The organism is Vibrio sp. V01_P9A10T6, from assembly GCF_963877065.1.
Lineage (GTDB): Bacteria > Pseudomonadota > Gammaproteobacteria > Enterobacterales > Vibrionaceae > Vibrio > Vibrio anguillarum.
Window position 1 is genome coordinate 15954 of sequence record NZ_CAWNTB010000222.1, and the last position, 21982, is coordinate 37935.

The window sequence follows — 21982 nt, forward strand, 5'->3', positions numbered from 1 at the left end:
TTCTCAATTAGCAAGGTGCGAAACCGACGGATTATATACTAATCACCATTAATCTGTCGCCGCTTTTAAGTCTTTTAAACGCACGCCAAGCACGGCTAGGCAAAGCAAATAACTGACCGCACCGATACTGATCAGCATCACCAATGATGTAGCCCTCTGTGTCAGACTCCACTCTAGCCACGTTGACATTTCTTCCAATTGCCAAACAATGACCACAACCATCGCACTGCTGGCCACCATTAAGCGAATAATAAAACCAATAGTTTTACGGGTGATCTGATACACCCCTTGCACATGTAACCCTCTGTAAAGCAGTGCCATGTTGATAAAAGCAGATAATGACGTAGCTAACGCCAAACCAACATAACTTAAATGCCACGCTAAAAGCGCATTGAAGACCATATTAGAGATCATGGCGATAATACCATAACGAACTGGCGTTTTGGTGTCTTGCCGAGAGTAGTACCCTGGTGCAAGCACTTTGATCAGCATAAAACTGATCAAGCCCAAACCAAATGCATAGAGTGACAACGCCGTTTGATTGACATCATTCGGGGTAAACTCACCTCGCATAAATAGCACCATAAGCATCGGTTTTGCCAACACAATCAGGCCTAACATCGCAGGAAAACCGAGCAGACAAACCATACGAATACCCCAATCCATGGTTTGCGAAAATCCTTCGCTGTGGGCATCAACATGTTTACGGGATAATGCAGGCAAAATAACGGTAGCGATCGCAATACCAAATAAGCCTAACGGAAATTCTAGCAAACGGTCTGAATAGTAAAGCCAGCTGATGGAGCCCGTTTGTAAGAAGCTGGCAATGAAGGTGTCCAGCAATAAGTTAATTTGACTGACCGATACCCCAAAAAGAGCGGGCAACATCAAAGTGCGAATTTTCACAACCCCCGGTTCATTCCAACCCCATTGAGGCCAAACCAATAAACCTGCTTTGAGCAAAAATGGAATTTGAAATAGAAACTGGACCAATCCCCCAAGAAGGACGCCAATCGCCAAGCCAATTTCCGGTTGCTGTAAGTGCGGCGACAAAAACCAAGCGCAACCGATGATCATCACATTCAAAAATACAGGGGTAAAAGAAGAGACGGCAAACTTGCCCAGGGTATTAAGAATCGCTCCTGATAAAGCAACAAAAGTGATGAACCATAAGTAAGGAAAAGTGATTTTTAATAATAAACTCGCAAGCTCAAACTTATGCGCATCAGGGCCATCATTAAGCCAATCTAAAAACCAACCAGCCCCAAACAGTGCCGTGACCGCGCCAGAGCATAAGATCCCCACAACAGTCACCAAAGTGACAATAACCCCCAATGTGCCAGATGCTTTAGCGATCAGCTCGCGTGTTTTATTGATATCTCCGGATGAATGGTATTCGGTCAGTACTGGAACAAACGCTTGAGAAAAAGCCCCTTCGGCAAATAGCCGACGTAAAAAGTTAGGAATTTTATTAGCAAAGAAAAAAACATCGGCACTCGCACCTGCCCCCATCAAATTCGCAACAACTACGTCACGAACTAGGCCCAACACACGAGAAATCAACGTCATAGCACTGACAATCAAGCCAGATTTGAGTAGGCGTTTGCTCACTATTACCTCGAAAAACAAGCCAAAACGTCATTATCCACAGCAACACATAAGGAATGTCAGTGCGAGATCAGATAAGTATTAGCATTGGAAAAAAAATACTGTTAGAATCCCCGCATCTTAACCGCGATGACCTTCCTATACCAAAATTTGTTTGGCCTAGAACGGTTTTTGCACAAATCATTTGACAATTGAGAGCAAATAAGGGATATTCCCCGCCCTTAAATTGTCACCGAACTAAGTTTTTGGGAGTTAGACCCTTGGCAAATAGTAAATCTGCTAAGAAGCGCGCTATCCAAGCTGAGAAACGTCGTCAGCATAATGCTAGCCGTCGTTCTATGATGCGCACTTACATGAAGAAAACCATCGCAGCTATCGCAGCTGGCGATAAAGAAGCTGCAACTGCTGCATTTGCTGCAGTTACACCAATCCTTGACCGTATGTCGACTAAAGGTCTTGTTCACAAGAACAAAGCTGCTCGCCATAAGTCTCGTTTCGCTGCAGCAATCAAAGCTCTATAATTTAGACTTGGTTCCACGCGAAAATAAAAACCGGCTAAGGCCGGTTTTTTTATATCTGCAGCGCCAAGTAAAGTATTTACTCTAATTTCAATATAAAAAAATCCGAACTATGTTACTAAAACATAATTTCGGATTGTGTATTTTTCAAAACACTAGCGGCAGTATAAACCGTGTAACAACTCAATCATCGCCTTGATCTCATGGCTGCTGAGTGTGTAGTAAACCGTCTGAGCTTCTTTTCTTGTATCCACTAACCCATCTCTTCTTAACCAAGCAAGATGCTGCGAAAGTGCCGATTGACTCAATTCTAATTTCCCACATAGCTCACCAACCGACAGTTCTTGATTGTGTAATAAACACAATATTTGTAGGCGTCTTTCGTTAGCCATAGCCTTTAACAACACCACTGCTTTAGCGGAATTTTTTTCCATTTCTTGTAGGTTCATGAATAAGCTCCCTTGGAACAACTTCTTACATCAAACACATCACAAGTTTGCATCTTCCTTAACCCAACAGGTTATGAGTTTATAAGTAAGGTTAGTACCTTTTCTACGTAGTTTAATTGTTATACCGTTTATGACTGCAACCATTCAATAGAGCGTCAATAACAGCATCAGAAGGCGTATAACCAGTTTAGATTAGTATTACTTGGCAAGCGATAATTAATAATATTGCTAGATAATGAGATAGTAATCTATTTATCGTTAGTAGTGAAAGCATCATACAAACAAATTATTAAAATCTGCATCGCAAACATTTTTCACTGCCGGATGTTGGATCATCCTCTCAGCAAAAATGACGTAGTACTCTTCTTTTAAATCATCAATCTGACCGATCAGTTGCAAAGGAAGATCATCACCAACTTCAGTCACATAGATTGAGGGCGCTAAAAAAATTGCATCATGATGATAACGCGCAAAAGCTTTCATCAGTGCCGCATCATCAAACTCCCCCAGAATATTCGGCTTCAGGCCTTGACGGTCAAACCATTGCAATAGATTCCGCCCCATCGCGGTTCGGCTTCCCGGTATCAACAACTTTCTCTGCTCTAAAATGGCGGGAAAAGAGACATTTTCAACCTTGCCTGAACAAAAAAAACTCATGTGACTCTCACCCAGTTTTTTACTGAACAGGCCCGGGCTTTGGCTGGAATCGACGGGATAATCAGAGAGGATCATATCCAACTTGTGTTGTGAAAGTTGCTCTAACAACATTTCATGGGTCGATTCAAAACAACGCAAGTGGATACTGCTATCGGCCGGGACCGTCGTCATCAGTATTTTACTGACAAGCCGTTTAGAGAGGGCATCCGCCACTCCTACATCAAACAGCAGGTTAGAGCGCTGACTATAATTGACAATATCGAGCATCTCATAACTTAAGCCGAACATCCGGTCAGCATATTTAAAAACCAGTTGTCCAAGTTCTGTCGGTTCAATGCTACGGCCATTACGCTTAGTAAGTTTACCATCCATGCGCTCTTCAAAAGCCTTAATTTGCCCAGTGACGGTTTGCGGAGTCAAGAAGAGTGCTTCTGCAGCTTTAGTGACCGATCCCTGCTTGCATACCATCCAGAAGTAGTAAAGATGATTGTAGTTGAGGTGAAACATGATAGGGACACTCCATTTTATCTGGTCGTTGTTTATAACAAACCCAAGCCAAATGAGCAATTAACTCGAAAAAACCGAACTTAAGAACGTTAGCTAATCTTAATACCGAGCAGTTAGAGTTCAAAAATGACAACTTCGTCATAAAATATCTAAAACTAGCGTCCCTCGCCCTCCTCCTCCACGTTGTTAAAATCGCATAACATCATGAAAATTCAATAAATAAAGAATTAAAAGTCACCGTGAAACTTGTTTTTATCAGAGTTATCAATGAGAAACCCACTGTCATATAAATGAAATAATTATTCTCTACTATCTCGCTCAGATTCAACAACAGACCGAACAACACTCAAAAGGTCAATGGAGAAAAGAAAATGAACCAAGCGACAACTACTGCTGCACCCATTGCGAGTACCACTCGTTGGCTGCGTTGGGCGAACTTGGCATTCATGCTCTACCTACTGCTACTTGCAGTGGCGATGGTAGGTAGTGGATTTAAATGGGCGACAGGTGATCAAGCTAAGGTACTGTTTGAGTTTGCCTCACACCCAATAGCGGGGTTGATGATAGGGTTAGTCGCCACAGCATTGATTCAATCTTCAAGCACCGTAACCTCTATCATTGTCGGTCTTGTGGCTGGCGGATTACCTGTTGAAATGGCGATCCCAATGGTCATGGGTGCCAATATTGGCACCACAGTAACCAACACGCTTGTTAGCCTTGGACACGTTCGTTGCCAAGTCGAATTTAAACGCGCTTTTGCAAGTGCAACAATTCACGACTTCTTTAATCTTTTGGCGGTACTGATTTTCCTACCGTTAGAGATGATGTTTGGTATTTTAGAGAAAATTTCCCATTGGCTTGTTTCACCGCTACTTTCTACCGGTGACATGAGCATGAAAGGGCTTGATTTTATCGGACCACTCACAAAACCTGTTGTCAGTGGATTAAAATCTCAGCTCTCTATTTTTGGAGACACCATTGGTGGTATCGCTCTAATCTCACTTGGAATATTTACCATATTTATCGCGATAACAGCCATGGGTAAACTAATGAAAAGTTTGATGGTCGGCCGTGCGAAGGAGTTACTAAAAAATGCAATTGGTCGTGGACCACTGCACGGTATTGCTTCAGGCTCCATTGTAACGATATTAGTCCAATCTTCCTCAACGACGACTAGCCTAATGGTTCCACTTGTCGGATCTGGAGTCTTAAAAGTACGCGATATTTACCCATTCACTCTAGGTGCTAATATTGGTACTTGTATTACCGCCCTACTCGCTGCTACTGCGGTTTCTGGAGAGTTTGCGGTTTTTGCCTTGCAAATTGCCTTAGTTCACTTAACGTTTAATTTACTCGCTACGCTACTAATCTATGGGGTTCCATTTTTACGCGAACTGCCAATCAAAGGCGCAGAAATGATTGCTGAGATGGCAACAAAGAATAAAGCGGTCGTTGCGGGTTATTTACTATCGGTCTTTATCATTATGCCTGGCGGTATACTGGCACTAACGGCTTAAGTAACGAACAAACCACACAATAGATCAAAAAAATCCCCGAGCAACGCTTCGGGGATTTTTTACAACTAGAAAACAGTACTTTTTCATAATGCGAGAGAGCAACTAAACCGAAAACGGGTACTGGATGGCATCATGGCATTGGTAGCCTTCAATCCAGAAATCATCCAAGGTAACCCAAGTTTCAAGATCTTCTAGCGTTTTAATTTTCGGGTTAATATGAAACTTCGCCATAGGGAGCGGTTCACGCTTAAGTTGTACATCTTTCATCAACGCCAGTTGGTCTTCATAGATATGCGCATTGACGATCTTATGGTAGGCCACGCCGGCTTTTTTGCCGGTAATTTGCGCCATAATTGCGAGGAACACGTAGACCTGAACCATATTAAAATTCAAGCCAAGCGGGACATCACACGAGCGTTGCGTACTATTGAGATACAAAGTATCGCCCAACAACGAAAAGTGATGACTGTACATGCAGGGGCGCAAGCAACCCATATGAAACTCACCTGGGTTGTAAAAGTTTAGGATTTCGCCTCTATCATCAACGCCACGTGAAAGATCATCAACAATCTTACGCAGTTGATCAATCTGCCCACCATCCGCCTTGGCCCACGCACGTCCTTGAACGCCGTACACGCGGCCCATATCATCTTCACCTTTACGGTATGGATTGTTAAGCCAAGCTGCATTTAAATTCGCATTCGCATCCCACGTTTTGGTTCCTAAAGCGCGAAAATCGGCTGCATTATCGTAGCCACGAATATAACCAAGTAGCTCAGCAACTGCGGCTTTCCAGAAGCTTTTACGCGTTGTCACTAACGGGAATTGATTCTGACCTACATCATAGGTGAGATCAGCGTTAACCACCGTTAGGCAGCGTTTGGCTGTACGTTCATTTTCGATCCAAACGCCCTCATCAACAATTCGCTGACAAAGTTCAAGATACTGTTTCACAAACTATCCTTAACACTATTGAGTCACTTTATGGTTAACCTTGTACGCCCATACCATCATCAGTGCACCGACAATGATCATCGGTAGCGACAGGATTTGCCCCATGGAGATAAATCCAGCGAACAATCCTAATTGTGCATCAGGTTCACGAACATATTCGACAAGGAAACGGAATGTTCCGTAGCCTATCAAAAATAGCCCTGAGACTGAACCAATTGGCCGATTTTTGCGGATAAACAGGTTCAATATAATAAACAGCACAATCCCTTCTAAGAAAAACTCATAAAGCTGTGATGGATGGCGAGGCAAAGGCCCGCCGTTTGGAAAAATGATCGCCCATGGAACATCGGTTACTCGCCCCCACAATTCACTGTTCATGAAGTTGCCTAATCGTCCCATGCCTAAACCAAATGGAACCAAAGGAGCCACAAAATCGGCGACACCAAAAAACGTTCGGTTATTTTTCCGTGCATACCAAAACATTGCGCTGATCACGCCAAGTAGACCACCATGGAAAGACATCCCGCCTGTCCACACTTTAAAGAGATAGAGCGGGTCTTGGAGAAACAGATCAAAATTGTAAAACAACACATAACCGACACGACCACCAATGACCACCCCTAAAAATCCAGCAAACAGCAAATCCGAGACTTGCTCACGAGTCCAGCCACTATTTGGTTTGTCCGCTCTTCGATTGGCAAGCCACATCGCAAAAACAAAACCAACTAAATACATTAAGCCGTACCAGCGAATGGATATAGGGCCAATCGCAATCAGCACGGGATCAATATTTGGGAACTGTATAAAACCCTGAGACATAAACGTGTTCTCTTACTAAAAATGAGGTGAAGATAATAAGTGATTAAAACAGCATAGTTGCCGCTATAACCATCAGAAAAACGGAGAATATTTTTTTCAATACCGCCGTCGGTAACTGAGTCGCGTAACGCGCTCCTAATCGAGTAGTGAGAATTGAGGTCGAAGCAATGGCGACTAACGCAGGTAAATAGACATAGCCAATGCTGTAAGGTGGTAAATTCTCCACTTGATAACCGTGCAAAATAAAACCAATCATGCCAGAGATTGCGATCACACACCCACAGACAGAAGAAGAACCGACGGCTTTACGCATTTCAACGCCATGACGATTCAAAAAAGGAACGGAGAGCGAACCGCCACCAATTCCCGCTAAACTAGAGACAATACCAATACCACTGCCACATAGCATGGTCACCCACGCACCGGGCATCGTTCTTTGTATTTGCGCTTTTATCGATAAAAACATTTGAATCGCCAAGCAAAAAACAATCACGCCAAATACTTTCGGTAGATATTGAGTCGGGATCACGTCTGCGATCATTGAGCCAACAAACCCACCGACGATAACACCGGGCATGAGCCACTTGACGACAAACATATCCACATTACCCAATTTAAGGTGATTTAATGCCGAAGAAGCCGAAGTAACAATGATGGTCGCTAGCGATGTCGCTAACGCTAAATGCATACTAAGTTCGGGGGAAATACCTGCCTTGGGAAGCAAAAGAAGCAACGCCGGAACCACAATTAAACCACCACCAATGCCCAGCAAACCAGCCATAAAACCAACGACTGAGCCCAATAACACCAGCAACACCATCAACTCAAAATTCACATTGGTTCCTATTTTTTGCCTGCGCGGATAAAGCCAGCAAAGCCTTTATCTTCAAAGTATGAGTGCATCATATTATAAATGTCGTTGCCGTAAGGTTGCATCAACGCTTTGTCAGCAAGTTGCCGTAACTGTCCTAATTGAGAGTGCCTCACTAAATATTTGACCTTGGCTACGTTGGAGGTATTCATACTTAGCATGCGATAACCCAAACCAATTAATAACAGTGAACCGATAGGGTCTCCGGCCAACTCACCACACACACAAACAGGTATACGATGAGACTGGCAAGTCTCTAAAATCTGTTTAAGCGCCATTACCACCGCTGGATGCATGGAGTCATAGACATCAGCAACATGTGCATTGTTCCGATCAACGGCCAACAAATATTGGGTTAAATCGTTGGTTCCAACCGAAACAAAGTCCACTTTGCTCGCAATCAATGGTAGAAGATAAATCATCGATGGTACTTCAATCATAATGCCAATCTTGGGCATTATGATCCGATCATCAACGCTAGAAACTTCTCGATACGCTTGCTCAATCAACCGCATTGCGTCGTCCAACTCTTTCGTTCCTGAAATCATTGGCAATAAAATGCTGAGATTTTGGTTATCGCCGCTGGCACGCATCATCGCCCGCAGTTGAATCAAAAAGATATCGGGATGATCGAGCGTAAAACGAATGCCTCGCCAGCCAAGAAAGGGATTGTCTTCTTCAATGGGTAGATAAGGCAGTGCTTTATCGCCACCAATGTCTAACGTTCTCATCACCACCCGTTTATCAGGATAAGCGTTCAAAACGCTGCGATACTGCTGCACTTGTTCTTCTTCTGATGGAAAGCGATGTTGCAGCAAAAAGGAAATTTCGGTTCGATACAGCCCGACACCATCAACCCCTTGGTTAATTGCGATGTTGGTATCCGCACTTAATCCAGCATTGAGCATCACTTCAATACGTGTGCCATCTTGCGTAAAAGGAGCTTCTGCAATGGTTTCATTAACCATTTGAGAAAGTTCGCTTTCTTCATAAGCTAAAGCGCGATATTCCGCCAGAATTTGTCTATTTGGTGAGATAAAAACCTTGCCGCTATAACCATCGACAATGCCCTTCTTACCGTTGATCTCCTTGAGATTAAGTGAAATCCCCATCACTGCGGGAATGCCCAGCGCCCGTGACAATATTGCTGCGTGGGAATTGGCAGCCCCTTCTAAAGAGACCACCGCCAGTAATTTATCTTTAGGAATAGCGGCGAGAATTGAAGCAGTAAGTTCGCGTACCACCAAAATAATCGGTTTATCAAGTTGCTGCTGATCATGCTCAGTGTTGTGCAAAAAAAATAGCAGTCGCTGACCTAGCTCACGAATATCCTGTGCACGCTCACGTAAGTAAACATCTGACATCTTCGCAAAACGGTTGGAATAACTCTCCACAACCTGCCGTAATGCCCAATCTGCACGATCGCCTTTTTGGATTTGGCTTTTCAGATCGTTGCGTAGCATCGGATCATTGAGTAGATGAGTAAAGAGATCGAAGATGGCTAACGCATCTTTATTAATATCACTATCGAGTTTTTTTCTTAAACGACGAAAATCGTTCAAGGCGCTTTCTACCGCCAGCACTAGCCACTCTTGTTCTCGTTCAATATCGAGCGTTGAGGCGGGGTAAACATCAGACAGTTGAGGCTGGGTGTCATCCCACCAAAACTCACCAATCGCGATGCCAGATGACGCAGCAATGCCACTGGTGGATAACTGCTTTTTCGAAAGCAGCCACTGCCCTTGTGTTTGAGCATGAGCAATAATCACGGCCACTTGCGCCGCCAGAGTGACAATAAAAGACTCTTCCATCTCACTAAATAAGCGAGGTGTTTTTTGCTGCACGACCAAGACACCCAATACTCGCTTGCGATGAATAATCGGCGTACCAAGAAAGCTTTGATACACCTCTTCGCCAAGCTGTTTGAAGTATTTAAAATTAGGATGTTTCGACGCTTCAGCAATGTTGATTGGCTCAGCTGAACGTTTCACTAAGCCCACTAAACCTTCGTCAAAACCGATGTGGATTTTGTCGCCTTTGAACTTTAAGCCTTGCGTTGCCATCAGTTCTAGACGATGTTTTTCTTCGTTAGCAAGATAGACAGTGCAACACTCGGTACTCATCGCATTGCACGTTTGCTTAACCAAAATATCCAAGGCTTGGTGTACATCTTCTACCTTGGATACTTGTTCAACTATTTCCCTTAGCTGAGAGAGCATGTCTATCCTCTTTTATTTTTGCGCTTACCTTTGTTATTACGTTCTTTAAATGGCATCGCGAATGATGCAAACTCTTTCATCGCGCGACGATAAACATCTCGCTTGAAAGAGACTACTTGCCTCACTGGATACCAATAACTGACCCAACGCCAACCATCAAATTCAGGGGTACTGCCGCGCTGCATGTTGATTCTTGATTCATCACACTCTAAGCGCAGAAGAAACCATTTCTGTTTTTGCCCAATACAGACAGGTTGAGAATCCCAACGAACGAGCCGTTTTGGTAATTTATATCTTAACCAATGACGGCTTGTTGCTATGATTTTCACATCTTTCTTTGTAAGCCCAACCTCTTCGTAAAGCTCTCTAAACATCGCTTGTTCAGGAGTTTCATCGTCGTCAATTCCACCTTGTGGAAACTGCCAAGAGTGTTGTCCGTATCGTTTCGCCCAGAATACCTGACCATGGTTGTTACAAATCACAATACCAACATTGAGTCGGTAACCATCGCCATCGATCACTGGCCAACCTCTAGTAAAATCTTAATTGCTTTGATTTTTCCACATATCCCCAATAGGAGCAAACTTACTAGTGTGATTAACACGAGATTTATGTGTTCCTAATCATTAATTGGATAACTTTTCATCAAATTTAAAGTTATCAACAAAATAATGCGACACCAGCCACATTTATTCACCTTTTCTGTGAGTAACTATGTGAAGAATCTCTAGATAGCGACTTACTTCCCCAAAAAGCAAAAAAATACGGGCCAATAAAAAAAAGATAATAATAAATTAAATACATAAAAAACAATTAATTAATTGGATTTTCCATTATTAAAATTATGTTGCGATTAACAAAAAATTGATCCTTTCACAACATGCTCAAAGATCCACCAATTAGCTCGTTATCCACACCCCCACTCTAGTAGAAATAAGATTTACTGATTAAGAGGCCCACTCTCTCAAGCAAAACCCTGTAAATGCATACAGATAAACAAAAATGGAATATTTTTCCGATCAACCTGTGGATAACTTGGATTGCGATGATCTTTTAAGCAAAAGAAACGACAGCACATTGTGTATAAGAATTTGCTACAATCGCGTTTTTATCATTCAAAGTATCATGAAACCTGCACCTAAAACTGAACATGAATTAATGCTTAGAGCCCAAGACATTGCAGGCTTAAGCTTTAGTCAACTGGCCGAAGAAGCCAAGATGACCGTACCCCCTGACTTAAAAAAAGATAAAGGATGGGTCGGTCAGCTATTAGAGTGGCATTTGGGTGCAACAGCAGGCAGCAAACCTCAGCAAGATTTCGAGCAATTAGGTATCGAGCTCAAAAGTATTCCAATCAGTTACACTGGAAAACCGCTCGAAACAACGTTTGTGTGTGTGGCCCCACTCACCGGTGTTCATGGTTTAACATGGGAGCAAAGCCACGTGCGAAATAAACTCTCTCGAGTACTGTGGATCCCAATAGAGGGTGAGCGAGAGATCCCCCTAGCCCAGCGCCATGTCGGCTCGCCATTGCTATGGAGCCCTTCTCCTGCACAAGAACAGCAGCTAAAAAATGATTGGGAAGAACTGATGGAGTTCATCGTTCTTGGCAAAGTTGAGCAGATCACCGCTAAGCACGGTGAAGTATTACAGCTCAGGCCAAAAGCGGCAAACGGGCGAGCATTAACCGAAGCCTACGGTGCTAATGGTAAACCTATCAAAACCCTGCCACGAGGCTTTTATCTTCGAACTCAATTTACCGCGAGCATTCTTGAGCAACACTTTATTTAAAAGTGCTCGTTATTGCTCATGAAAAACGTAACCGTTTGATCTTTCACAGCACAATTCGTTTCCGTTTCACTGCCATCTTCGCTTATAGTAAAAACGTCACACACTCCACCAGCGAGAGCATCAAGGAAGGAATATGCAATACACCAAACTGCCTCATTCCACACTGGAAGTGAGCAAGATCTGCTTAGGTACCATGACTTTTGGTGAACAAAATAGCCAACAACAAGCCTTTGAGCAGCTCGATTACGCCTTAGACCAAGGTGTGAATTTCATCGATACTGCGGAAATGTACCCAGTTCCCCCCAACGGTAAAACCCAAGGTCTGACCGAAAGCTATATTGGCAACTGGTTAGAAAAATCAGGTAAACGTGAAAAAGTGGTGTTAGCGACTAAAGTGGCAGGCCCGCGTAACGTGCCTCACATCCGCGAAAAGATGTCACTCGATAGACGCAACATTCATTTAGCGATTGATGATAGTTTAAGACGCTTAAAAACAGACTATGTCGATTTGTATCAATTACATTGGCCTCAACGCCAAACGAACATGTTCGGCCAACTTAACTACCCTTATCCTGATCAGCAAGAAGAAGTCACTTTAATCGAAACGCTCGAAGCGCTTAATGATCTCGTCAAGGCTGGAAAAGTGCGTTACATCGGTGTGTCAAATGATACCCCGTGGGGCGTAATGACGTTGCTAAAATTGGCAGAAAAACACGATCTAGCAAGAATTGTCTCTATCCAAAACCCTTATAATTTACTGAATCGCAGCTTTGAAATTGGCTTATCTGAGATTAGCCACTTCGAAGGTGTCCAACTGCTGGCTTACTCGCCACTGGCGTTTGGTTGCTTGAGTGGTAAATATTTAAATGGCGCAAGACCTGACGGTGCTCGGTGCAGCCTATTTGAACGCTTTTCTCGCTATTTTACGGCGCAAGGTGTACAAGCCACTCACGCTTATGTTGAGCTTGCTAACCAGTATGGCCTTGATCCAGCACAGATGGCATTGGCGTTTGTCAATCAACGTCCGTTTGTCGCATCCAATATCATTGGCGCGACAAACCTAGAGCAGTTGAAAACAAATATCGATAGTTTAGATGTCGTACTCAGTAATGAATTGCTTCTTAAAATTCAAGAGATTGGGACGACTTACTCCAACCCTTGTCCGTAGATATCTTCGGGGCTAGCGAAGCCACTAGCCCCTCGTTTTACGTTGTTATTCGCATACTTAACACACGGCGAAGATGACGAATATGACGTTCAGCTTTAGTTGAGTCAGGGACTGAAACGCCAATAGCGCGTCCATCACTTTCTAAGCCAATATCTTTAAGCAAGTGTTGGCTATTAAAAGGCAGATCAAAAGCATGACGGCGAACATTTCGTTGCCATTGACGCTCTTCACGGCGTAAATCAGCACGGACCAGTAAAGTAGCAAGTTGTAAATAAATTGAATGACGCATGAGTATTCTCCAGTAGTAAACTAAACGTTGACGGCTGGAAAAATGGGGGCAAACAAGGTGGATCAACACTTTGATAAGCTGCCATTTTCCGCAGCCTATCTCAAGGTTACGGATTAACTAAAAATCGGTGCCTTTTTTATCATCAAACATACGACAGGCGTCTGTAGTAAGAGACGATTTAGGCGCAGTAAGATCGATAGAAACGCGAACAGTATGAACAAAAACGAAATGATTCATGTTGCGCCTCCAAGCAAATAGTTAATCCAAAGTGAAATGAGTGTGTGAGCACGGCTCACGGTTAAATTCTATGCAACTGAGGTGATTATTCAACTCTTAATTTTCAAACAATTAAAAAACAATGCATTAACCTAAAATGAAAGCCGATGACAGCAAATAAGTGACACATTCAGCTAGAGAATAACTTATTCGCAAAAGATATGATTATAAAAAATGGCCACATGGATTAAATGTGGCCATTTTTACTTGAATAATCATCAAGTTAATAGGTATTTTCAGTGATTAAGTTATGCTTATTAAGCAAGCGATACATAGTAGCTCTAGATACACCTAGCTCTTTGGCGGCCATTGATACTTGCCCTGAGTTGGATTCTAGAACCAGTAATAGCGCATCTCGCTCTGAACGCTCACGAATGCTTTTTAGGCTGCGCTTACCATCACTGCGTTTTGGTAAGTCGAGTTGCAATTCATCCAACATGACTGAATCGGACATCAGCACCACACGTTTGATCTGATTCATCAGCTCACGAACGTTACCCGGCCAGTGATAACGAGCCAATGAGCGCGCCGCTTCTTCAGTAAAACTGCGCGCCTGCGCGTTAAACTCTTTTGAATACTCCTGCAAGAAGTGTCGTGCCAGTAAAGCAATATCACCCGCCCGCTCTTTTAAGCTCGGGACATTAATACGCAATACGTTGATATAGTGGTACAGCTCTTCGTTAAAATTGCCATCAATCAGCGCTTTTTCAATATCGGAAGAGTTGGCGGCTAAAATACGCACATCCACCTCTTTGACACCCATTGAAGTTTCTATCGTTCCTTCTTGCAGGAAACGCAAGAGGTTCGCTTGTTGGCTTTTAGGTAGCGTGAGAATATCTTTGAGTAGGATCGTCCCACCATCAGCCCGCTCCAATAATGAAGTTTGAGATGAGTCTTCACAACCAATACCGAACAGCTCACATTCAAAGCGGCTCTCCGATAAAGCTCGGCAATTCACTGAAATAAAAGGTTTTTGTGCGCGAGACGAGGTTTTGTGTACCGCTCTCGCGACCGTCTCTTTGCCCGTTCCATTTTCCCCATAAATGAGGATACTGACATCTGTAGGGCCGATGCGTTTGATCTGATCACGCAAGCGCTTCATGGGAGTGGACTCACCAATTAAACCAATATCCCCTGTTGCTCCATAATGTGGCCATACTTTTTTCTCTAACTTAAGCATTCCAAGTTGGTGTCCAATGGTGCTCAGTAGCTGCGCATCGGGAATCGGCGCCGTAAAAAAGTCGATACAAAAGTTAACAATGAATTGGCAAATCGTATCCGAGCTCAACTGTGATTCGCGAATGAACGCCAACCAACGTACTTGTTTATGGTTGCTGACCAAATTGGCAATGCCATTGAGGCTGAATTCATCATGGCTCAAATCAACAATACCAATGCATGGGCCTGTTTCTGCAAACAAGGCATCCGCTTTACGTAAATCTGCGCATTGTGTACAACGCCAACCAACCTGTTCAAGTACAGATAACCAAGGCTCGTATGTCCCACCAACGACGACAAGCGAACCAGGGACAGAATCCATTCGGAATTGAGTGCCCATCTATTATTCCTTATCTTTAAATTTATATGCAGTGCTACTTTTGGCACATTAAACGGCTGTTACATTAACGAGACTTGGCGCTGTAGTCTGTCTCAATCATAAGACTAGACAACAAATAAGCGCTTTGCCATTTAATATAGGGAACTATTTCATAATCCTTTCGAAATTGTTGTCTGTTAGTCCACGCTAGTGAACAAAATTTTTCAAACTAATGCAAAAAAAAACCGCCTATTTAGGCGGTTTATCGGAACGAAAGTAGCAATTACTGCTGTGGGCGCATCGCAGGGAATAGGATAACGTCACGAATCGTATGGGTGTTGGTGAGTAACATCACCAAACGGTCAATACCAATGCCTTGACCCGCCGTTGGTGGGAGACCGTGCTCTAACGCAACAACATAATCAGCATCGTAGAACATAGCTTCATCGTCGCCAGCATCTTTGGCATTCACTTGCGCTAAGAAGCGCTCGTCTTGATCTTGAGCATCATTAAGCTCAGAGAAGCCATTGGCGACTTCACGACCACCGATGAAGAACTCAAAACGGTCGGTGAAGAATGGGTTGTTATCGCTACGACGCGCCAATGGTGAAATATCCGCAGGGTATCCAGTGATGAAGGTCGGTTGCATCAACTTAGGTTCGGCCGTTTCACCGAAGATCTCTTCAAGCAGTTGGCCGCAAGTCCAGAAAGGTTCAACGTCTACATGAACCGATTTCGCGATAGATACCATGAGCTCACGGTTTTGCAGATCCTGTTCAGTTAACGCTTGGATTTGAGCGTGCTCTGGGTTGTAGTGTTTGATGGCTTCAAACATACTCATGCGAGCATATTGACCACCAAATTCTACCGTTTCATCACCATAAGGCATTGACGTTGAACCCAAAACTTCAAGTGCAACTGAACTCAATAACTCCTCAGTAAAGTCCATCAGATCATTGTAATCTGCGTACGCCATATAGAATTCCATCATAGTAAATTCAGGGTTATGGCGAGGAGAAAGACCTTCGTTACGGAAGTTACGGTTGATTTCAAACACGCGATCAAAGCCACCCACAACTAAACGCTTAAGGTAAAGCTCAGGTGCGATACGCAAGTACATTGGCATGTCGAGCGCATTGTGATGAGTGATGAATGGACGCGCACTAGCACCGCCAGGGATCACATGCATCATTGGCGTTTCTACTTCCATGAACTGTTTTGAGATCATGAAGTTACGAATTGCAGTCATTACTTTAGAGCGAACAATGAACGCATTACGTGAACTTTCATTAACAATCAAATCCACATAACGTTGGCGGTAGCGCATCTCTTGGTCAGTCAAACCGTGGAACTTCTCTGGTAATGGACGAAGTGCCTTTGTCAGCAATTCGTACTCTTCCATATTAACGTAGAGATCGCCTTTGCCAGATTTGTGCAACGCACCTTTCACGCCGATGATGTCACCAATGTCTAGACCTTGGTATTTTTCCTTCAGCTCAGTTTGAACCTCTTTTGAAGCATAAGCTTGAATACGACCAGAGGTTTCTTGAATAACAAGGAAAGGGCCACGTTTCGCCATGATACGACCCGCAATCGCCACAACATGGTTTAAGGCTTCTAACTCTTCTTTGCTCTTTTCACCGAATTGCTGTTGAAGATCGCCCGCAAGGCTGTCACGACGAAAGTCATTTGGGTGGCCATTCGCTTTACAGCTCTTACGGATGTGATCCAGCTTGCTGCGACGCTCTGCGATGAGTTTGTTCTCTTCTTGCGCAATTTGCTCTTGATTCATTTCGTTTTGAACAGCATCAGTCATTTTACATGTACCTTATATGTCGGTAAAAAAGCATTAAAGGCCTGATTTCAGGCTTGCTTCAATAAATTTGTCTAAATCACCATCTAATACCGCTTGGGTATTGCGGTTTTCAACGCCAGTGCGTAAGTCTTTGATTCGGGAGTCATCCAATACATAAGATCGGATTTGGCTTCCCCAGCCAATGTCAGATTTCGCATCTTCATTGGCTTGCTTTTCTGCATTCTGCTTTTGTAACTCAAGTTCAAACAGTTTTGCACGCAATTGTTTCATCGCTTGGTCTTTGTTTTTATGCTGCGAACGATCGTTTTGGCATTGAACAACGGTATTGGTTGGAATGTGCGTAATACGCACCGCCGATTCGGTGGTGTTAACGTGCTGACCACCCGCTCCCGAAGCGCGATAAACATCGATACGAAGATCGGCTGGGTTGATGTCGATAGCAATATTTTCATCAATCTCAGGATAGATAAACGCAGAGGCAAAAGAGGTATGGCGGCGGCCACTCGAATCAAATGGGGATTTACGAACCAAGCGGTGTACGCCAGTTTCGGTGCGTAACCAGCCATAAGCGTAATCACCGATAATTCGCACGGTTGCGCCTTTTAGGCCAGCAACATCACCTTCAGACACTTCAATCACTTCAGTCTTAAAGCCTTTCGCTTCTGCCCAACGTAAATACATGCGTAGCAGGATTGATGTCCAGTCTTGAGCCTCGGTGCCGCCCGAACCAGACTGCAGATCAATATAGCAATCTGAAGAATCGTGATCGCCAGAGAACATACGGCGAAACTCAAGCTGTTCAAGCTTAGTTTCCAGCTCATCCAGTTCAGGGCCAATTTCATCGAAGGTTTCTTGGTCTTCTGCTTCAATAGCCAGTTCCAGTAGCCCTTCCACATCATCCACACCTTGATCTAACTGATCAATGGTATCGACAATGGCTTCGAGCGAAGCGCGTTCTTTACCTAGCGCTTGTGCACGCTCAGGTTCGTTCCAGACGTTGGGTTGCTCGAGTTCTGCATTCACTTCTTCTAAACGCTCTTTCTTAGCGTCGTAGTCAAAGATACCCCCTCAGGATATTTGTGCGCTCTGACACATCCTGAAGACGGTTTTTAATAGGATTGATTTCAAACATGTTTGCTCAACATTTATGAGTAGAATTTAACCGAAGAATTCTACTTAAAAATGTGACGAAGATACAGGAAAAATTCGTTTGATCTCTTGGAATAAAAGCTGGCGCACGCCTAAAAAAAGAGGCTGAACAATCGTGTTCAGCCTCTTTAATGCTTACGGGTAAAAACGCGATTATGCCGCTTCTTTAACCACACTTTGTTGAACGGTAGTTGCAATAAAGAACATGCAAATCATCGCAGCAAGTGTCGGAAGCAACCACCCCATGCCGACCTCAAACAGTGGCAGCATATTGAACGCAGACACATCAACGCCAGCCACTTTTGCCGCGTCGATCAACGCAAAAAGAAAAGAGACAAGTAGCACTACACGGTATGCCACTGCTGGGTTTGGTAGTTTCCCTCTCAAGAAGGTCAACATAATCAAGGCAATCGCGACTGGATAAAGCGCATACAGTGCGGGGATAGAAAGCGTGATCAATTGTGATAAACCAACGTTTGCCACGATAGCGCAAGCAACACCAATAATGATCACCCAAGATTTATACGCAATTGGAGTCAATGTGCAAAAGTAATCTGAACATGCTGAAATCAAACCAATTGCCGTGGTTAGGCAGGCTAGTAGCACGATGACAGAAAGCACGATCTGCCCATAAGGGCCAAACAGCGCTTGCACATATTGGCTAAGCACCGCACCGCCATTTTCTGCACCAAAAGCGACCACAGAGCTTGTCGCACCAAGATAAAACAGTGAAATATAGACAAAAGCTAAACCAACCGCCGCAATACACGCCGCGCTGATTAAATACTTTGTGGTTGCCGCGCGCTCAGTAATGCCTTTGCTACGCAGTGCATCGACAATTAACATCCCAAACATCAGTGCGCCAAACGTATCCATGGTGTTGTAGCCTTCAAGGAAACCTTTCGTCAACGGCTGAGTCAGGTATTCGCCTTGTGCAGTCACCATCTCACCTTGCGGGTCAACAAAAACCGCAACGGCTAAAATAATTAATCCAACAAATAGAGCAGGAGTTAGCACTTTACCAATGATGTCAATTAGCCGACCTTGAGACCAGGCAAAAAACATCGCAATCACAAAAAAGAGAATCGAAAATAGTGTCAAATGCGATTGTTGCGCATCAATGAAAAATGGTTTCACTGCCATTTCATACGCCACAAGGCCGGTACGCGGTGCTGCAAAGGCAGGACCAATGATGATAAAGATCATCACTGCCATGATAGTTGCAGCTTGTTTAGGCAAATCTTTGGTTAAATGCTCCCAAGAACCACCCGCGACAGCAATCGCAATAATCGTCATCAATGGTAAACCGACAGCGGTAATAAGGAAGCCAGTCATGGCTGGTAGTAAATGCTCTCCAGCAAGTTGGCCAGCGATTGGCGGAAAGATGATGTTACCAGCACCCAAGAAAAACGCGAAAAGCATAAAGCCGACCGCGATAATATCTGTTAGTTTTAACGTCTGCTTCACAGATAACCCTTAATTATTATTTGATAAATGTTGTGTATGCATTGTTGATGAGGTTGAAACCGCATCTAAATCTAAAAATTAAGGGCGAATAATGACGAAACACTCAAGACTTCGCAAGGGCAAAGCAAAAAACGCTACATTAATTTATAATATCGGTGAAAAACCAGTTTAAAACTCTAAATGTTAAAAAATAGAAAGAATGATGTGTTGATCATTTTCTCATACACTCTCATAACAGATAGAAGAATAATCCGAACAAATAGATAACAATAGTGGTTATCACTTAATTAGAGCTATATTTTGAAATAATGATGAAAAGTCACACGCCCAAAAATAAGCGTTTCAAATTTAAACAATTTTCCATTGACGGTGGACAAGCGGGAATGCCTGTCAGTACCGATGGGGTTCTATTAGGCGCGTGGGCTTTCACGCACCATCCCAAAACCATTCTCGATATTGGCACTGGTACCGGGTTATTAGCATTAATGTGCGCGCAACGTTTTAGCGATGCACAAATTACGGCCGTCGATATCGATGCCTTTGCCTTTGAAGCGGCCCAATACAACAGTAATGCTTCTTCATGGGGGCAACGCATACAGGTTTTACAAGGTGATATTTTAGACACCTCTTTTACGCCGTCCTTTGATGCAATTATTTGTAACCCACCCTATTTCAACAGTGGTGAACTGTCTCATGATCCCCAGCGAGCTACTGCTAGGCACACCAATCAACTTGCTCATCACGCTTTATTAGTCAGAGCAAAAAGTCTTCTCAACGATGAGGGGCAAGCTTGTTTTATTTTGCCCGTGTATGAAGGGGAACAATTTATCGAGCAAGCACTCACACTCGGCTGGCAGCTTAAGCGGCGCTGCACTGTACAACCCGTAGCACACAAACCCGCTCATCGGCTATTGATTGAACTAAGTTTAGCCTCGGCTTCTGTGATTGATTCATCATTGGTCATTCACTCATCAAGCGGTTATAGCGAAGCCTTTATCGCCCTAACTCAAGATTTTTATCTCAAGATGTAGAAATAACATGTGATCCTAATCACCAATCCCCCTATAATGTTCGACCTTAATTTTATAGCCAAATAAGCCTAACGGCTTGTGGAGTACTCACTGTGATCAAAACCTTTGCTGACCTCGATCTTGACCCTTGCATCATTGCGGCCATTGAAGATATGGGCTTTGAACGTCCCACCCAAGTTCAAGCTGAAGCGATCCCACAAGCCCTAGATGGTCGAGATATTCTTGCCTCTGCGCCGACGGGAACCGGTAAAACCGCTGCATTTGTTTTACCCGCGCTACAATATCTTTTAGATTTTCCGCGCAAGCGAGCCGGCCCTGCACGCGTCTTGATTCTGACCCCAACTCGTGAATTGGCGATGCAAGTGGCGGATCAAGCTCGTGAACTGGCGAAGAATACTCGCCTCAATATCGTCACCATCACTGGCGGCGTACAATATCAAGAGCACGCCGACATCTTAGCCAAAACGCAAGATATTGTGGTGGCAACGCCTGGTCGCTTGATGGAATACATTGAAGGCGAGCGTTTTGATTGTCGTGCGATTGAATGGCTTATTTTGGATGAAGCTGACCGCATGCTGGACATGGGCTTTGGCCCAATCGTCGATCGTCTCGCTGCGGAATGTCGCTGGCGTAAACAGACCTTGCTCTTCTCTGCAACACTGGAAGGTCATGGTGTGGAAGGTTTTACTGCCGATCTCTTAAAAGAACCAGCAACAATCAATGCCGATCCTTCTCGTCGTGAACGCAAAAAAATCACTCAATGGTATCACCGCGCCGATACCATGGTGCACAAAGTTGAGCTATTGAAGAAAATCCTCACCGAGCAAGCCGAACGTTCTATCGTGTTTATCAAAACTCGTGAGCGCTTAGCTGATTTGCGTACAGAGCTAGAAAAAGCGCAAATTCCTTGTGCTTGGATTCAAGGCGAAATGCCACAAGATCGTCGCAATAACGCCATTACGCGATTCCGTGAAGGCGCAGTCAACGTACTACTGGCAACCGACGTGGCCGCTCGCGGTATTGACTTACCTGACGTAAGTCACGTGATCAACTTTGATATGCCACGCTCAGCGGATGTGTACTTACACCGCATAGGTCGTACGGCTCGTGCTGGAAAAAAAGGCAATGCGATCTCTTTGGTTGAAGCCCATGATCAAGTGATGATGGACCGCGTCGCGCGTTATGTCGACGAGGAGATCAAAGAGCGCTTCATTAAAGATATGCGCCCGCAGCACAAAAAGCCGGTATTCAAAAAGAAAAAGAAAACCGATGACAAAAAAGTCAAAGTGGTTTCGAAGAAGAAGAAAGCGAACAAAAAGAAAAAATAGTGTTCCAATAC

General features: G+C 43.9%; 19 protein-coding genes. 6 read left to right on the forward strand and 13 right to left on the reverse strand.

Translation table 11 applies throughout. The annotated features are described in order from the left end of the window. Nucleotides 1–48 precede the first annotated feature (48 nt). On the reverse strand, nucleotides 49–1611 hold the full coding sequence (murJ, locus tag AACQ21_RS17235) for a murein biosynthesis integral membrane protein MurJ (protein WP_026028080.1): 1563 nt from the start codon (nucleotides 1609–1611) through the stop codon (nucleotides 49–51). A 257-nt stretch (nucleotides 1612–1868) separates the two neighbouring features. Between murJ and rpsT the strand changes: the two genes are divergently transcribed. Next, nucleotides 1869–2129: a 30S ribosomal protein S20 gene (rpsT, locus tag AACQ21_RS17240; RefSeq protein ID WP_026027444.1), complete on the forward strand. Its 261-nt coding sequence runs from the start codon at nucleotides 1869–1871 to the stop codon at nucleotides 2127–2129. A 152-nt stretch (nucleotides 2130–2281) separates the two neighbouring features. Here the strand turns inward: rpsT and AACQ21_RS17245 are convergent, their stop codons facing one another. After that, entirely contained in the window at nucleotides 2282–2575 is a 294-nt protein-coding gene (locus AACQ21_RS17245; RefSeq protein ID WP_026028082.1) for an ArsR/SmtB family transcription factor, read from the reverse strand. A gap of 273 nt (nucleotides 2576–2848) precedes the next feature. Next, nucleotides 2849–3739: a transcriptional activator NhaR gene (nhaR, locus tag AACQ21_RS17250; protein ID WP_026027442.1), complete on the reverse strand. Its 891-nt coding sequence runs from the start codon at nucleotides 3737–3739 to the stop codon at nucleotides 2849–2851. A gap of 371 nt (nucleotides 3740–4110) precedes the next feature. Here nhaR and AACQ21_RS17255 point away from each other — a divergent pair, with 371 nt between their 5' ends. Continuing rightward, complete coding sequence (locus AACQ21_RS17255) at nucleotides 4111–5256, forward strand: Na/Pi symporter (RefSeq protein WP_105976601.1); 1146 nt, start codon at nucleotides 4111–4113, stop codon at nucleotides 5254–5256. A gap of 102 nt (nucleotides 5257–5358) precedes the next feature. On the opposite strand, the gene AACQ21_RS17260 is transcribed toward AACQ21_RS17255, so the two are convergent. The 5 genes from AACQ21_RS17260 to rppH are packed head-to-tail and all read right to left on the reverse strand — an operon-like array spanning nucleotide 5359 to nucleotide 10640. Continuing rightward, complete coding sequence (locus tag AACQ21_RS17260) at nucleotides 5359–6210, reverse strand: thymidylate synthase (protein ID WP_017043268.1); 852 nt, start codon at nucleotides 6208–6210, stop codon at nucleotides 5359–5361. 15 nt (nucleotides 6211–6225) lie between these two features. Further along, nucleotides 6226–7029, reverse strand: a complete 804-nt coding sequence (gene lgt / locus AACQ21_RS17265; protein ID WP_013857591.1) for a prolipoprotein diacylglyceryl transferase — start codon at nucleotides 7027–7029, stop codon at nucleotides 6226–6228. Between the two features lie 43 nt (nucleotides 7030–7072). Then, complete coding sequence (locus AACQ21_RS17270) at nucleotides 7073–7864, reverse strand: sulfite exporter TauE/SafE family protein (RefSeq protein WP_094164870.1); 792 nt, start codon at nucleotides 7862–7864, stop codon at nucleotides 7073–7075. An 8-nt stretch (nucleotides 7865–7872) separates the two neighbouring features. After that, nucleotides 7873–10119: a phosphoenolpyruvate--protein phosphotransferase gene (gene ptsP, locus AACQ21_RS17275; protein WP_088720923.1), complete on the reverse strand. Its 2247-nt coding sequence runs from the start codon at nucleotides 10117–10119 to the stop codon at nucleotides 7873–7875. Nucleotides 10120–10121: 2 nt separating this feature from the next. Next, nucleotides 10122–10640 (reverse strand): RNA pyrophosphohydrolase, encoded by a 519-nt coding sequence (gene rppH, locus AACQ21_RS17280; protein ID WP_010319133.1) that lies wholly within the window; start codon nucleotides 10638–10640, stop codon nucleotides 10122–10124. A gap of 604 nt (nucleotides 10641–11244) precedes the next feature. Here rppH and mutH point away from each other — a divergent pair. Then, nucleotides 11245–11910 (forward strand): DNA mismatch repair endonuclease MutH, encoded by a 666-nt coding sequence (mutH, locus tag AACQ21_RS17285; RefSeq protein WP_026028083.1) that lies wholly within the window; start codon nucleotides 11245–11247, stop codon nucleotides 11908–11910. Nucleotides 11911–12043: 133 nt separating this feature from the next. Then, nucleotides 12044–13078 carry an NADP(H)-dependent aldo-keto reductase gene (locus AACQ21_RS17290; protein ID WP_013857595.1) on the forward strand — a complete coding sequence of 345 codons (1035 nt, stop codon included), beginning with the start codon at nucleotides 12044–12046 and terminating at the stop codon, nucleotides 13076–13078. 37 nt (nucleotides 13079–13115) lie between these two features. Here AACQ21_RS17290 and AACQ21_RS17295 read toward each other — a convergent pair whose 3' ends face one another. The 5 genes from AACQ21_RS17295 to brnQ all read right to left on the reverse strand — a co-directional run bounded on the left by AACQ21_RS17295 (nucleotide 13116) and on the right by brnQ (nucleotide 19612). After that, entirely contained in the window at nucleotides 13116–13367 is a 252-nt protein-coding gene (locus AACQ21_RS17295) for a hypothetical protein (RefSeq protein ID WP_105976602.1), read from the reverse strand. 499 nt (nucleotides 13368–13866) lie between these two features. After that, entirely contained in the window at nucleotides 13867–15201 is a 1335-nt protein-coding gene (vpsR, locus tag AACQ21_RS17300) for a cyclic-di-GMP-binding transcriptional regulator VpsR (protein ID WP_017043264.1), read from the reverse strand. Nucleotides 15202–15463: 262 nt separating this feature from the next. Then, nucleotides 15464–16996 carry a lysine--tRNA ligase gene (lysS, locus tag AACQ21_RS17305; RefSeq protein WP_088731814.1) on the reverse strand — a complete coding sequence of 511 codons (1533 nt, stop codon included), beginning with the start codon at nucleotides 16994–16996 and terminating at the stop codon, nucleotides 15464–15466. Nucleotides 16997–17029: 33 nt separating this feature from the next. Next, a protein-coding gene (gene prfB, locus AACQ21_RS17310; RefSeq protein WP_096000859.1) for a peptide chain release factor 2 occupies nucleotides 17030–18128 on the reverse strand; the annotation gives its coding sequence in 2 pieces (ribosomal slippage) (nucleotides 17030–18052 and nucleotides 18054–18128; 1098 coding nt in all). Nucleotides 18129–18298: 170 nt separating this feature from the next. Next, entirely contained in the window at nucleotides 18299–19612 is a 1314-nt protein-coding gene (gene brnQ / locus AACQ21_RS17315; protein ID WP_013857601.1) for a branched-chain amino acid transport system II carrier protein, read from the reverse strand. 308 nt (nucleotides 19613–19920) lie between these two features. On the opposite strand from brnQ, the gene AACQ21_RS17320 reads away from it, so the two are divergent. Then, the gene (locus AACQ21_RS17320; protein WP_013857602.1) at nucleotides 19921–20643 is read left to right on the forward strand and encodes a tRNA1(Val) (adenine(37)-N6)-methyltransferase; all 723 of its coding nucleotides are present in this window, start codon (nucleotides 19921–19923) and stop codon (nucleotides 20641–20643) included. 92 nt (nucleotides 20644–20735) lie between these two features. Continuing rightward, complete coding sequence (gene srmB / locus AACQ21_RS17325; protein WP_013857603.1) at nucleotides 20736–21971, forward strand: ATP-dependent RNA helicase SrmB; 1236 nt, start codon at nucleotides 20736–20738, stop codon at nucleotides 21969–21971. Nucleotides 21972–21982 lie beyond the last annotated feature (11 nt).

Coding starts and splice junctions, on each gene's coding strand:
- AACQ21_RS17245 (WP_026028082.1), bottom strand. CDS start 2,575: ATGAACCTACAAGAAATGGAAAAAAATTCCGCTAAAGCAGTGGTGTTG.
- nhaR (WP_026027442.1), bottom strand. CDS start 3,739: ATGTTTCACCTCAACTACAATCATCTTTACTACTTCTGGATGGTATGC.
- AACQ21_RS17255 (WP_105976601.1), top strand. CDS start 4,111: ATGAACCAAGCGACAACTACTGCTGCACCCATTGCGAGTACCACTCGT.
- lgt (WP_013857591.1), bottom strand. CDS start 7,029: ATGTCTCAGGGTTTTATACAGTTCCCAAATATTGATCCCGTGCTGATT.
- ptsP (WP_088720923.1), bottom strand. CDS start 10,119: ATGCTCTCTCAGCTAAGGGAAATAGTTGAACAAGTATCCAAGGTAGAA.
- mutH (WP_026028083.1), top strand. CDS start 11,245: ATGAAACCTGCACCTAAAACTGAACATGAATTAATGCTTAGAGCCCAA.
- AACQ21_RS17290 (WP_013857595.1), top strand. CDS start 12,044: ATGCAATACACCAAACTGCCTCATTCCACACTGGAAGTGAGCAAGATC.
- AACQ21_RS17295 (WP_105976602.1), bottom strand. CDS start 13,367: ATGCGTCATTCAATTTATTTACAACTTGCTACTTTACTGGTCCGTGCT.
- vpsR (WP_017043264.1), bottom strand. CDS start 15,201: ATGGGCACTCAATTCCGAATGGATTCTGTCCCTGGTTCGCTTGTCGTC.
- lysS (WP_088731814.1), bottom strand. CDS start 16,996: ATGACTGATGCTGTTCAAAACGAAATGAATCAAGAGCAAATTGCGCAA.
- AACQ21_RS17320 (WP_013857602.1), top strand. CDS start 19,921: ATGATGAAAAGTCACACGCCCAAAAATAAGCGTTTCAAATTTAAACAA.